The organism is Flavobacterium frigoris PS1, from assembly GCF_000252125.1.
GTDB classification, from domain to species: Bacteria; Bacteroidota; Bacteroidia; order Flavobacteriales; family Flavobacteriaceae; genus Flavobacterium; species Flavobacterium frigoris_A.
Window position 1 is genome coordinate 38,878 of sequence record NZ_AHKF01000006.1, and the last position, 14,471, is coordinate 53,348.

The 14,471-nt window shown below is 29.6% G+C and carries 15 protein-coding genes; all 15 read right to left on the bottom strand.

What is annotated here, in order from left to right; genetic code table 11:
- Window position 1: 1 nt before the first annotated feature.
- The gene (locus tag HJ01_RS17070; protein ID WP_007136454.1) at window positions 2–241 is read right to left on the bottom strand and encodes a hypothetical protein; all 240 of its coding nucleotides are present in this window, start codon (window positions 239–241) and stop codon (window positions 2–4) included.
- A gap of 89 nt (window positions 242–330) precedes the next feature.
- Window positions 331–747: a hypothetical protein gene (locus HJ01_RS17075; protein WP_007136455.1), complete on the bottom strand. Its 417-nt coding sequence runs from the start codon at window positions 745–747 to the stop codon at window positions 331–333.
- Between the two features lie 99 nt (window positions 748–846).
- Window positions 847–1,707, bottom strand: coding sequence for a glycosyltransferase family 2 protein (locus HJ01_RS01350; RefSeq protein WP_007136456.1), 861 nt, complete (start codon window positions 1,705–1,707; stop codon window positions 847–849).
- A complete protein-coding gene (locus HJ01_RS01355) occupies window positions 1,707–2,555 on the bottom strand; it encodes a glycosyltransferase family 2 protein (protein ID WP_007136457.1) in 849 nt (282 codons plus the stop codon). The genes HJ01_RS01350 and HJ01_RS01355 overlap by 1 nt, the downstream gene beginning before the upstream one ends.
- On the bottom strand, window positions 2,555–3,496 hold the full coding sequence (locus HJ01_RS01360; protein WP_050855201.1) for a glycosyltransferase family 10 domain-containing protein: 942 nt from the start codon (window positions 3,494–3,496) through the stop codon (window positions 2,555–2,557). Before HJ01_RS01360 ends, HJ01_RS01355 begins: the two co-directional genes overlap by 1 nt.
- Window positions 3,497–3,554: 58 nt before the next feature.
- Entirely contained in the window at window positions 3,555–4,427 is an 873-nt protein-coding gene (locus HJ01_RS01365) for a glycosyltransferase family 2 protein (protein WP_050855202.1), read from the bottom strand.
- Between the two features lie 54 nt (window positions 4,428–4,481).
- The gene (locus HJ01_RS17080) at window positions 4,482–5,459 is read right to left on the bottom strand and encodes a glycosyltransferase (RefSeq protein ID WP_081478690.1); all 978 of its coding nucleotides are present in this window, start codon (window positions 5,457–5,459) and stop codon (window positions 4,482–4,484) included.
- Window positions 5,460–5,481: 22 nt separating this feature from the next.
- On the bottom strand, window positions 5,482–6,315 hold the full coding sequence (locus HJ01_RS01375; RefSeq protein ID WP_316928969.1) for a glycosyltransferase family 32 protein: 834 nt from the start codon (window positions 6,313–6,315) through the stop codon (window positions 5,482–5,484).
- A 31-nt stretch (window positions 6,316–6,346) separates the two neighbouring features.
- A complete protein-coding gene (locus HJ01_RS17085) occupies window positions 6,347–7,219 on the bottom strand; it encodes a glycosyltransferase family 2 protein (RefSeq protein ID WP_007136462.1) in 873 nt (290 codons plus the stop codon).
- Window positions 7,216–8,118, bottom strand: a complete 903-nt coding sequence (locus HJ01_RS01385; RefSeq protein ID WP_007136463.1) for a glycosyltransferase family 2 protein — start codon at window positions 8,116–8,118, stop codon at window positions 7,216–7,218. Before HJ01_RS01385 ends, HJ01_RS17085 begins: the two co-directional genes overlap by 4 nt.
- Window positions 8,119–9,207 carry a glycoside hydrolase family 99-like domain-containing protein gene (locus HJ01_RS01390; RefSeq protein ID WP_007136464.1) on the bottom strand — a complete coding sequence of 363 codons (1,089 nt, stop codon included), beginning with the start codon at window positions 9,205–9,207 and terminating at the stop codon, window positions 8,119–8,121.
- Window position 9,208: 1 nt separating this feature from the next.
- Window positions 9,209–10,414 (bottom strand): glycosyltransferase family 4 protein, encoded by a 1,206-nt coding sequence (locus HJ01_RS01395; RefSeq protein WP_007136465.1) that lies wholly within the window; start codon window positions 10,412–10,414, stop codon window positions 9,209–9,211.
- A 14-nt stretch (window positions 10,415–10,428) separates the two neighbouring features.
- On the bottom strand, window positions 10,429–11,394 hold the full coding sequence (locus tag HJ01_RS01400) for an FkbM family methyltransferase (RefSeq protein WP_007136466.1): 966 nt from the start codon (window positions 11,392–11,394) through the stop codon (window positions 10,429–10,431).
- Between the two features lie 7 nt (window positions 11,395–11,401).
- Window positions 11,402–12,676, bottom strand: a complete 1,275-nt coding sequence (locus tag HJ01_RS01405; RefSeq protein ID WP_007136467.1) for an ABC transporter ATP-binding protein — start codon at window positions 12,674–12,676, stop codon at window positions 11,402–11,404.
- 170 nt (window positions 12,677–12,846) lie between these two features.
- Entirely contained in the window at window positions 12,847–13,716 is an 870-nt protein-coding gene (locus HJ01_RS01410) for an ABC transporter permease (RefSeq protein ID WP_040473580.1), read from the bottom strand.
- Window positions 13,717–14,471 lie beyond the last annotated feature (755 nt).

The window sequence follows — 14,471 nt, forward strand, 5'->3', positions numbered from 1 at the left end:
ATTATTTATGCCAATTTTTAGGTACAACAATGTGATTTCTATCAGTATTATCATAATCCAATTCATGAGGAAACACAGTTTGATGTTTTTTATATTGAATTCTATCCTTTCTCAAAAAAGTAGATTCAGCAATCTTCGGAATTTCGATTCCCATCTGAACATCAATTCCTATACAATTATTTGGATGAAAATGTACACAAGTATGGGATTGTAAAATTTTATTAAATACTTCTTCTGCCATGACGAAAAATTGATTATTCCATAAATTTTGTAATTGATGAAATTAAATAACTATTATTCTAAATTCGTTTAGGATTGAATCTGACATATTTAAAATTGTACAATACTCTGCCCTTGAATATCCATTTGTAATAACAAATCGAAATGTTCTTCTATCTTTACACATTTAACCCATTCGTCAATTGTTAAAAAATCTTTGTTATTGGTACAACCAATATATTTGCTCAAAAAATTATAAATATCATCAGGCAAATTTAGATTAGGTTTTATAACTGATACAGACGCTAAATATATTTCCATTCCTAATTTACAACTATTTTCCTCAAAACCACTTGTTAAATCTACCCCTGGAGAAAAACAAGCAACTATACCTTCCAAATCATTTGGAACTAAATACCCTCCATCTCCATTTGGACCAAGTCTCACAAGTCCCTTATCTGTTTGATATGGTTGTAATTTTTCAATTAGTGCTTCTAATTTATTTTTAGGAATTCTAGAAACTTCCATATAATAATATAAATCAATAATTTTATAGTTTCTTTTTTTAGCGCCTTATGAATTATTTGAAAAAAAATGTGCATTTATTTTAATAACAAATTATCTACTTTACTTGAATTCACATGAATATTTTTTAAGAAAATAAAGAGGTGAAATCAGACTCGTTATTTTATTTACTATTGATTTATCATGTTGTTTTATTAAAGAAGATTTAGCTAATTTTATGGCTATTAGCCATAAATAAAAAGGGTTCCAAATCCCCATTTTTAGAAAATTTTCATACATCGTCCTTTCAATTCCTACATATTTTTCTGTTTGAACTGATAACCTTTCATTATTATTATATTCCCTGTAATAAGCCAGTGGCTCATTAATGTATAATACCATATGCCTATAAAACATTCGTTGGTAAAAATCAACGTCTTCACCCACTTTTATATTTTCATCAAATTGCATATCGGTTTTAAAAACACTTTTTCTAATAAGCGGTGTTGGAGATTTCACAACCCAAACTCCTAATGCATCCCAAAACACATAACCTGATCTTTTTTGAATTTTGTTTTGTGATGCGCCAATAATTTGTCCGGTTTCTTGTCCGGTTTCATTAACTATAATAGCTGATGAATGAACGCAATCTATTTTAGGGTAATTTTCTAACAGCTCAACTTGTTTTTCAATTTTATCTTCTCTCCAAAAATCATCATCATCTAAAAAAGCAACATATTCTCCTTTAGCTATAGAAACTCCAAAATTTCTTGCGGAAGCCAACCCCCCATTCTTTTTGTAATGATAAGTACATATTATATATTTATCACAAATAATTTTTGCGTAATTTTCTTCAGAACCATCATCTACAACTAAAATTTCAATATTGTCATACGTTTGTTTAATTACACTTTCCACTGCCTGTTTTATGTAGGTTGGTCTATTATATGTTGTAATAATTACCGAAACTAAGGGATCTACCATTACTTAAGTGATTTTTTAATAAAACGTAAAGGACATAGTATAAATCTACCAATTTTATAATCAATTGAATTTTTATATTTAATCTCGTTTCGTTTGTTTCGTTGGGCTAAATTCGTTAAAAAATCTACCATTTCAGAAAAATGATTGACATAAACATCGTGGTGTTTTTTGTAAATATAGTTTAAATTAGATTCTCTATAATTCAACTTGGCATTTTGATTTACAGAATTTTCATCTTTAATCCTATAATTAAACAACAGTTCTGGAATCATGCCTACTTTCCATTCTTTTTTTGTTAGGGCAATCCAAAATTCCCAATCTTCAAAACCATTAATCATTTTCTCGTCATAGCCGCCAACTTCTTCCCAAGTTTTTTTGCGTATCAAGGCAAATGAAACGCTATTGTTATCAAATAAAAAATCGCTTATTCCCCCACCTTTTGGCCTGTGTTCTGATATAACTTCATCATTATTTATAAAAACAGTACAATGGCTTGAAACTGCTCCAATATCAGAATTTTCATTTAAAATAGTTATTGCTTTTTCAAGAAAAGAAACTTCAAATGTATCATCAGAATCAATTATTAAAATATATTCTGAATTTGCGTTTTTCATACCGGTATTTCTAGCTGAACTTGGTCCTCTATTGTTTTGTGTAATTATATTAACCCGATCATTTTTTAAAGCTTTTAAAACTTCTTTTGTCGATTCATTAGAACCATCATCAACAATAATTACTTGAAAATCCTGAAAAGTCTGTTTAAAGACTGAATTCACTGTTTCTTGAATAAAATTTCCGTCATTAAAACAGGGAATTACTACGGTAACTTTTGGACTTTTTTTAATCATTATTTTACAAGTGTATTTTTTAATTTCTTTTTCACACTTTTCAATTTTATCTTTAAATAATAAAAATTTCCTGTAAAAGTTTTTGCGATTGGTTTTTTCTTTAGTTTCAAAACACTTTCTATCATTAAAAGAATATGTTTTCTTTCTATATTCCAATCTTGTTTTTCTGTTGCAAAAACAGCCTGAGATATCATATCGACACCTAAATCGAAATTTTGATCAATCTCAATTAATTTTTGAATTAATTCCTCTTCCGAGTTAAAATCATGATAATTAATAAACCTAGCAGGATTAAAATCCTCATGAACCCATTTATTTCCCCAGTAAATAGGAATACAATCTTTAAAAATAGGTTCTAAAATTTTCTCTGTAGTATAGCCATCTTGTGATTCATTTTCAAAAGAAATAACAAACTTATAATCATTTATAAATTCCATCTTATCCTTTACTCGGCCTCCTACATTATTTAAAACAGCCCCTCCAGAATCTACTCTTTTTATCTTAGATAAAGTATTAAAAAATTCAATTCTCTTAATGGCTTTAGGATTTGACACAACCATACAGCAAAACTTTGTTTTCTTAGACCAAATCTCCCTATACTCTTCTTTAACCTTTAAATTTTCTAGTTTATTAATCATTTTATGATCATCAATATAAAATAAATATAGTGGTAGTCTGTAATGATTCTTTTTATTATTAAAGTCAAACGAAAATGCAAAATCACATCCAGAAAAATTGGGCCTTATATTCTCACCTGTATAAAAGATTCTTTTACAATTATATTTGAGATGGTCGTAACCAAAACAAGAATAAAAAACCAAATCAGGATTTGCAGTATCAATTACCACCCTATAAAATTCAGATAATAAATTATAAAAAAAATTATTGGTCTTTATTAAATCTGGCCAAAAGTCTACAAAATCAATTTTTATATCTTCCACTTAATTTTTCTATTAGAATGTATTTACAAAAGTAAAACAAAATGCTAAATATAATTACCTATAAAGATTTTTTAGAAACTAGCACATCTCTCAATCTCTTTTTGGAAAACATTACGACATAAGTCCTAAAAAACAATGAAACTATTTTTTTCCCAAATACAGTTCTTTCGATTTCTTGTAGCATTTTAAAGCGATTTGAATTTACGCATTTTCTACTTTCAATTAAGCATTCATAATCTGATATAAATTTATTGAAGTATTGATTCAATACCAACTTTCTTTCGTGAGAATTGTCTTCCAAAGTACTTACTCCGTCTAAATAGAAAGTACTAAGAGTCTGCTCAACTTTAAGGTAACTACTATTAAACTTAAATAAAGCCAAAAGAAAAAATTTCCAATCAGAAACAATTCTTAAGTTCTCATCATATAAACCGACTTTATTAAACAATTCTCTTTTTATAAAAGTAGCTGGATGGGGCAATGAAGTAGTATATAAATCTGAAAAGCATGGATTTGCTGGTGATTTTGCAATTTTAGAAATCCCGTTTCTAACCATTTGTAAATTAAAACATATCAAATCATTTTGAATCAAAACAGCATGATTTAATTCTAAAACTTTTTCATTAAAAAAATGATCTCCACTATTTAAAAACAATAAATAAGTCCCTTTGGCTTCCTTTATTCCTTTGTTCATGGCATTATAAATCCCTTTGTCTGGTTCGCTAACCCAATAATCAATATATTGGTTGTGGCGTAGCAAATATTCTTTACTACCATCATTACTACCTCCATCAATTACAATATACTCAAACCCTTGCCAAGTTTGATTTTGCACACTAGTAATAGTTGACATTAAACCTCCCAAATTATTATAATTAATAGTAATGATTGATAATTTAAACATATTGTAACTATATTTCGTAATTCCCATTCTTAATATTAAGAACTTTAATTGATTTTATAATTCTCGCCTTTCAAGAATAAATTATGCTTCGCTTTCATTCTCAATAAAAAGCTTTCTTGATTGCAAAATATTTTTTGTTTGTCTATGAAAAGTCAATGGAGTTTTATTTATAAATTCTAAAAGAATTTTGATTTTCAACCTATTTCTCTCGAATAGAAAAATCACAAAAAGAGATATAATCTTGAAAAAAGATGCTTTTCTCTTTTTATTCAATAAAAACAAAATAAAATCATATTGATTTAAAGCTCTTTGTGAGAGTGTAAAACCGTTGTTCATATTTTTATAGTATTCAACTGTTAAACGAAATGGCTCAATATAATGCTTGAAAATCAACTGTTCGTTAAAAAACAAATCTTTCTCTACTAACAAAAACCATTTGCATATTTCAGAATCATCACCCGCACTTAAATTAACTCCTTTTCTACCGGTAAGTAAACTAATAAATCCCGAATTATATAATGACAAAATTTCTCCTGTTCTTACCACCATTCCCGAACCCCATACATAACCTCTATTATTTATTTTATCACTTCCTATATTTTGAACACCCACGGCATAACCTCCTTGATATGTGGTAAACCAATCTGGAAACTCTATTGAACTAACGGCAATGCCTTTACCTCCTAAAACTCCCACATTGGGATTGTTTTTCATAAAATCAAAAGCAATTTGCAAATAATTCTCATCTAGCCAATTATCATCATCACAAAAAAGTAACAATTCTCCCTTAGCTGAACTTACCGCTTTTTTTCTTGCATATGATAAACCTGGCATAGGTTCTGAAATTACTGTTAAATTGATCTCAGAATGAAAATTTTTCCAAATATCGGTACCTACTTCTGCCGTATTATCGTTAGAATTATTATCGATAAGTAAAACTTCCCAACTAATATCAGAATTTAATTTCTGCTTAAACAAATGTTTTAAAGTTGGCTGTAATCTATTTGCACTATTGTAACAACACAGAACAACCGTAATGTCATATTTTGTACACCTCATCTATTATAATTAAATTCATTTATTATTTAGTCAATGACTGCTTTATTGCCGAAATTATTTTTCTTATATATTTAACATTCAAATTTTTACATAATGTTTTTTGAAATATAATTTTAAAGCCTTTCCAGTATTCCCCATTTCTTAAAAACTTAAATTCGTTGTAAACAATCCAAGATCCTACCCATAAATGTAACGCATAACTATCTGGTTTGATGTACTGTTTATAATTGACAATATCTTCTTTCTTTTCATAAGGGAATGGATAAAAAATGTTAATTGGATAAATTGTAATCGTATCATAATTAATCCTTTTATCAAAAACTCCATAAAAATGATATTTTGTTCTAAACAATTTAGTTATGATAATTGTAACTACAGTTTTATGCCAATTAGTTTTTTTTTCTAAATCGATAAAATCATAATGCTCTATACATTCTTTAATAAACTTATTTTGTTTAACAGCTCCAATTATACCACAACTTACAATATTCTCCTCTTCTGCACCAAAAAAACATTCGTTTTCCAGAAAATCATCAAGTGATTTTAATAGCATCATATCTGTGTCTAAATATATCCCCCCATTTTCATACAAAACTTTTAGTCTTATATAATCACTTACAAAAGCCCATTTTTGTGATTCATAGGCGTGTTTAACAAAAGGATGACTTAAATCAGTATTCTTTTCATGCCATTCTATAATTTCATAATCTGGCAAATACTTTTTCCATGACTTAATACAATCTCTAACCAACTTTGGCTTCGTTTTACCACCAAACCAACAATAATGGATAATTTTTGGAATCGTCATATTAGTATCATTCATCAACATGTCAAATTTTATATTTTTTTTTATAATAAATAGCGAAACCCAAAAACATTCCTACCGTTTATATTAATTTACCAAACCTTATTTTCACCATAATTAATCTCCAAAAAAAACAAAAACTACTTATATCTTTTTTTATTAATGCTTCCTTTAGAAAAACTTTGTGCCTAGTTATAATAAAAGTTCTTATTTGAGTATTTTTAATAAGAACTTTTGAAAGTAATTTTAACTGTTTATTTCTAGCAAGGCATTCCGATTTGAATTCTTCAATATTCGAATACTCAATTTGTTTAGACAAAGAATTGGTATGAGACCTATATTTAAAAACTGGTATGTCTAAAAATTTAATATTTGGTTTTTGATAAATCATTCTAAGATTAAAATCCCAATCGTCTAGATATCTAATTTTTTCATCAAATAGTTCTTTTTGCTTTTCTAAAAAACTTCTTCTCCAAATGGGACCTGAAACATAATATGTTATATTTCCCACGAAATAATCTTTTATAATATTCCCAAAGGACAAAATTGTATTTTCAGCTATTTTAATTCCCATAAATGAATCAAATATTTCACATTTACCTACAACAACATCACTATTACTATTAAAATTTTTAATCCTTAATTCTAATGAATTTTTGAAAAGTATATCGTCACTATCAAACCAATTTATAAATTCTCCCTTGCTTTTTCTAAACCCGTAATTCCTGCATGAATTAGGACCTTTTCTCATATTTTCAGGCCTTATATAGTATTGAAATCGAATATCTGAATCAAGATACTTTTGTAAAACTAATTTAGTATCATCTACAGAACCATCATCCACTATAATACACTCCCAATTAATATAAGTTTGCGCAAGAATACTATCCAGCGTTTCACTGATTAGATGAGCACGGTTATACGTCGGGATAATTATAGACACTAAAGGATTCATTTTTTGACTATAAAAAACAAGACTCTCCTTATCAACTTCATAAAAGGAACTAATTTAAAATTTAAGCTGTATTTATGCATTAATAACTTCCATTCCTCTACTGTTAAGCTCCTGTTTTTTTTTATAAGAATTTCATATCTCATTAACAACTCTAATGATTGCTCTTTTGAAAAAAGAGAAAGTTTTTTTTTAAAAATATTGCTGTAAAACTTTAAACTTGCTTCATTTTTTAATTCATTATTATTATCCATACCAGATAAACTAATTTCCGAAAAACCAATACTTACTATACTCTTATTTATTGTAAATATAGGCTTTCCATTTGAGAATTCGAGCCATGCCCAATCATCACTATGCCAACCCAAAGGATAATTATAAAATTTATATTCTGCATATATTGATCTTTTAAAAACATATTCGGAAAGAGAGCTTCGAGTTAATTCTATTAACCTTCTAAAATAGGAATCAGCCGCCATTTCCCAATTAGGATGCGTAAAAACTTTTGATGTCTGTGATTTTTTATAATCATGACTGACTGTAGCAAATCTTACAATATTAGTTTTATTTTCGAAAGTATTATATTGTTTAAAAAACTCCTCCACCACATTCTCCCCCAAAACATCATCATCACCCAAGATCATTAACCATTCTTCATCTGCAGTAATTTCGATGCAGCGTTCCCATTGCTGAGTTAAACTAGTTCCTCCTAAATTCTCTCCAAACCGATGATACACAAAATCCAATTTCCCCTTACACCTTTCAAGTAACTCCAATGGATTTTCTGGACTTGCGTCATCACCGATGTAGACTTTAAAGCGTTTGTCAGTTTGATTGGCTAGTGATTGTAACGTTTCCTCAAAGAAGGTGAGTTTGAAATATGGAATTATGATTGCAAGCATTTATTTTAATATTTCTTTGGTAACTTCCAAATAAGCATTACCCCATTTTTGACAAGGTTCCAAATGATTTCCTTCAGCCCATTCATTCCAAGCATTAATAAACAAAAATTGCTCTGGAACAGCATCCCAAGGATAATTTTCTTTGATGTGACTTAACCACGTTTTATATTTTTCAGGAGTCGATTTGTGTAAAATAAATGGATTTTCTTTTCTCCTAGCCGAATTGTCCCACATGGGAGTAATTCCAGGAAAAACATCTTTTTTGAATCCTACCTTTATTTGTTTATCAACAAAAGCACAATATCCAAAATAATAATTTAAATGCACTACTTTACTTTTTATACTCTTTTTAATCTTTCGGATTACTTTCTCAAAAATGGTTCTTGGGTACTGTATACTCGCAGGTGTATTCGAAAAATTAGGTTGGAATTCAAATGCAAAATCAAATCCTTTCGTTTTTGGCTCGAATAGATGTTCAAAATTTTGAGAAAAACCAAGATACAAATCAGGAAAACCAGCCTTTTTTACTTCTTTCCTCCATATTTCAATTGTTTTTTGGATATCTGGAAAAAACTTTGGTCTATAAATTATAAAAACAGGTTTTCCATTCACTTTTATATACCTATCATCCTTAAAAGCAGTAATCAATTCCAGAATATGATTATAATCGTCTTCTAAACTATATTCTTGTTTTAATAATACTTCATGATCTGCTCCATCCCAAGTTCTAGTCCAGTTCTCATTAGCCCAACACATCATGAATGGAAAATCTTCCTCAGGATTCTGAAGCTTTCTATCTAGAGGTTCGTGCAAAATTCTTTTTCCATTAAACCAATAATGGTAATAACAAAAACCATGAATACCATATTCCCTAGCCATTGCCTCCTGAGCAAGTCTTGCTTCTTCCAATCGCAAATCATAAAACCCCAAATCAGCAGGCAAATGAGGTTGATAATGCCCTTTAAACAGAGGCTTGGCTTTAGTCACATTCGTCCATTCTGTAAAACCTTTTCCCCACCATTCATCATTTTCTGGTATAGGATGAAATTGTGGCAAATAGATTGCTATCGCTTTTATTTTTACTTGCATCTTAATTGTTAATTGCTTTTTTATAAACCTGAATAGTCTCTTCTAAATTCTTTTCCCAAGAAAAAAAATTAGATCGTTCAAGGGATTTAGTTGATAAATTTTTAGATAATTTTGAGTCCTTTAAAATTAAGTATATTTGATTACTTAATAACTCAATATCTAAGGGATCAATACAAATTCCATATCCATTTACAACTTCAGGCAAAGAGGCTTGGTTTGATGATATTACAGGTGTACCACACTGCATTGCTTCAATTATAGGCAAACCGAAACCTTCATAAAGTGACATATAAACAAAACTTAAAGCATTTGAATAAAAAACTGACAATTCAATATCAGGAACATACTCAATGAAATGAATATGTTTGTAAGTACCATACTTAAGCATAAACTTTTTTTTGGTTTCTATATCGTCAAAATTTCCTATTAAAACTAATCCCAAATCAGTATTTTGACTTTCATTAACTACCCTAATATAGGCTTCAATAATATGTTCTGTATTTTTATATTTCTGATTTCTATTCAAACACAATAAATATTTTTCAAATTTAAAATTATATTTATTGGCTAATACTAAATAATTTGTTGTGGATAAATTTGGAAAAAATGTGTTTTTATCAGCACCTAAATAAATAACGTCTATTTGGTCTTCATCTAAATCTTTCCTATAATTTAATAATTCAGACTTAGTAAACTTTGATACACATATAACTTTTGTTTCTTTATCTATTGAATCATATGCTGGTTTTAAAAGTTTCGCGAAATTTACAGGTGCTAAATCTGGCCTAGTAAAAGGCATCAAATCATGAGAAGAAAAAACTCTTTTAATATTTTTATAATTTTTTATCGCTTCCGGTATCGCTTCAATAGGAGAATGATAAACATTTATCATTTTTAATTTATGCTTATCAAAATGATTTAATAGTATTGGCTTTTTAAGATTTGAATTTAAATAATTAATTATTCTAAATATTTCAGTCTGATTATTTGCTATTTTATTTTGATGATTCGAATAATTATTTTCTTTAATAAATGAATGTAAATTATTAATTATCACTCTATCATATCTGTTTGATGAGTAAAACAAATCAACTTCATTAGCGCTTTCAAGCCGTTTAGTTAATTCATAAATTACTCTCAATCCTCCATGCATAGCATTTTGCTTAAAATGAGTACCAATCCAAGTAGCATCGAACAATACATTCATATTCAAATATTAAATTAAAAACTTGATTCTTTTGATTTCGCTTTTTTTAACTCTGCAATTTTTAAAATATCTATATCTGATTCAGAATTTATCGCAACTATATCATAATGCCAATCAAAATCATGTAAATTTCTCAAACACAATTTAATTAACTCTTCTAGATTTAAATAATTCTCATTTAAATCAAAATGGCTAAAATCACCATACTTATTAAACCATACGAATCTATTATATCCACATTTGTAAAGTATTTCAAAATGTTCATGAAAATCATTTTGAGTTTTTTTTATCATAATCGGATGCCATTCGAAAATAACAAAAGGTTTATAATACTTTAAAATTTTCTCAGACCCTTTTAGTATTCTTCCATCGAAGCCATCGACATCTATTTTTATTATGTCAACTCCTCTAATTAATTTATCAAATAAAAGCGTATCTAAACTAATTGTTTGAACTTTATCTTTACCAATGGCACTAGCCGTTCCTAAATGAGTTTTTACCAAACTATTTATTTTATTATTATCGGATTCACTTAATAAGGCATTAAACAAGTGACTTTTTGGAAAGTGTTTTTTATTTTCTTCTAAATATTGAAAAAACTCAAAATCACCCTCTACACAGTAAAACTTTTCAATTTTATTAGGTAAATTCTTTATCAAAAATAAATTAGTATCGCCAACAGCAGAACCAATATCTATTATATTGAGTTCTCGATTATATAAATTATAAACCGAATCGACAAGTTGCAATAATGGATTGTTATAATTTGGAAACAATCTTGCATAAAGTGCATATGAATTGCCATTATTAACTTTAACTTTAAAACCATGAATGACAGTTGATACTGCCCCAGAATAAATATTAGTTGAATAATTCCAAAGAAGTAGCCATTTTTTTGCAAAAACTCCTTTACTATCTCTTAATTTATATGTTTTTAATAATAAATTATAAATAATACTATGATAGATACTAATTTTCATTTCTAAGTTATTCTAATTTTAAAAAATCCCATTTGTAGTTTGGCACGACAAACCCTTCTCTGTCTAAATCTCTTTTATTAACACCTAAATCCTCAATTTTAATTGATATTTTATCTTCTATAATATCAAAAAGTTTGGTTCTTGAAATGAAACAAGCAATAACCAAATTATAACTTCCAGGTATGAGAATGTTTTTAGATATGTTAGCAATTAATTCATAATTACCTTTTTCAATGACTTCAAAATCATTATCAAAATCGTGTAAAGACGTTGTAAAAACAGCAATGCCTTCAGCATTTACAATCTTAATTGAAACTGTAGACTTACTTATATTGTTAAGGGCATTCAAAAAAATGTTTATTGTAAAATCTTCACCTGATGCAATTTGATTTGTAATTTTTGAATCGGAGTTCGAGACATAAATTCTATCAAAAAATAATTCACTATCAGTTTCAACTTCTCTTTTCCATTCAGCACTAGAATCTGAATTCATTAATAAATAATTGGAGATTATTTTATTAATATTATCTATGTCTTTTATTCTACCATTCTCCAATAAAATTCCTCTCGTACATAAACTCTTCACCGCCGCCATATTATGGCTTACAAACAAAACCGTTCTGCCACCTTGACGAGAAATATCCTGCATCTTGCCAATGGCTTTCTTTTGGAATTCGGCATCGCCCACCGCCAAAACTTCATCAATAATTAGAATATCGGGCTCTAAAAATGCCGCCACGGCAAAGGCCAAACGCACAGTCATTCCGCTGCTGTAGCGTTTTACTGGCGTATCTATATATCGCTCACAACCGGAGAACTCTATAATTTCGTCCAGTTTGTCAGTTATTTCTTTTTTGGTCATTCCTAAAATGGCACCGTTTAAAAATATGTTTTCGCGACCGGTCATTTCACCGTGAAAGCCTGTGCCTACTTCCAATAACGAGGCCACGCGTCCTTTAGATTTTATACTTCCAGTTGTAGGGCTGGTAATTTTGGAAAGTATTTTTAGCAAAGTAGATTTTCCTGCGCCGTTTTTGCCTATGATGCCCAGCACTTCACCTTGTTGCACTTCAAAATTAATGTCTTTTAATGCCCAAACATAATCGGAGCTGCCTTTTATTGCGCGGTTATTTACGTCGCCTATCTTCAAAAACGGGTCTTCTTTACCTCTTAAATTAGCCCACCAGCGTTTTAAATCGTCGCCCATCGTACCGGTACCCACGACACCTAGACGGTATTGCTTGGAGAGGTTTTCTATTTTTAGTATAATATCTTTTTCCAAAGTTGAAATAGGTTAATCGTGTATTTATTTATTTTATTAATCATCTAATCAATTAATAAACAATTTCCTTAATAATAAATTTTTAATCTAGAACTTGATTCTGCACACTGAACACTGATTACTAAATACTGATCACTACTCACTACTCACTGATCACTACTCACTGACCACTAAATCGTATCTATAAAACTCTTCTCAGCCCTATTAAAGATGATGATACCCACAAACAAAATGATTACGGTGGTGATTAAGGTATAAATGAACATACTAAGATTAAAAACACCCGTGTTTAAGAGCATATAACGAACAGATTCTATGACAAACGACAACGGATTGTATTGCACTACCCAGGCATATTTTGGCAATTTTTCCACAAAATAGGAAACAGGATACATTACTGCCGAAATATACATCAATAACCGCATTCCAAATCCCACTAAAATATTTAAATCCCTGTATTTGGTGACCATTGCGGAAATAATCATTCCCAATCCTAAACCTAACATCCCCATAATTAACACCATGACCGGAAACAAAAAGGCATATTCATTGATACTGATGTTGGCCCCTTTATAATAGTAATAGCCAAAAAATGCCATAAAAATAAAGAATTGAATCCCGAACCGCAGCAAATTTGAAATCACCGCAACAAGTGGCATAATTAACCGAGGAAAGTAGACTTTCCCAAAGATTCCCGCATTAGCAGAAAAGGTGTTTGAAGTACCTGAAAAGCAAGCCGTGAAATAATTCCAAATAGTAATTCCTGCCAAGTTGAATAAAAATGGCGGCACTGTTCCAGTTGAAATATTGGCCATATTGTTAAATATCAACGTAAATATTACCGAAGTGAACAAAGGCTCAATTAAATACCACAAAGGCCCGAGAACCGTTTGTTTGTATGCAGTAATGATGTTCCTCTTCACGAAAAGCATCAGCAAATCCCTATACTGCCATACCTCCTTGAGATTTAGGGAGAAAAAATTGTTTTTAGGTGTTATCTCAAACAGCCATTCCGTGGTATTATTTTCTTGCTGGTTCATTAGTTTATGCTACATCGTATTTTTAGGTTGAGTTCATCCTTGTACGCATCATATCGAGCGATGTCAAAAGAAAAAACACTTTAGTTATTGCAAGCAAATATAAATAAATTGTATCAGCTATTACATCAAAAAACAGCATCCTATGCCTATTATTTCCATGCAGTATCCGCTACTTGATTGTCACACAACATCGTAAACAAGCACAAAACGAAACTTCTGGATGCGCTCCGCGGCTCTTACTAACAGTACTAGGCAATGCCTTTGTTTAGAAGAGTTGTGATGCAGCGAATATACTATTCCTTTATAAATAATAGCAATAATTAACAACTTAACGACAACTTTCATCTAGAGAATCCCTATTCATTTGTTTTTGACATGATCAATCAGTAGTTTGAATTGATTTTTTATCGAGGAAGGCAACGTTTGAGTTATTTTTAAAACAAAGATAAAATCCCTAATTGAATCAAACAGACAGCTTTAAAAAATGTGTCGAGAGCAATTGTTCTCGCTAAACTTCTCCATACATTTTTTACTTACTGAGTCCATATTTTTAAACGCATCGGCACAAGGCACAAGTCAAAAACACTGGAAGTGACACAATCTAATCCCCAGCCGACAACCAACCCGCTAGCGCCCTTCCTCACCAGCGGCCTTAAAGAAAAAGCATAGGAAAACAACATTTGAAATTAAAAGGAGGACTGCCAGTGGCAGTTAGCTAGCAGCAATCCACGAGTGGAGCCTGAAAGGCGAACGGC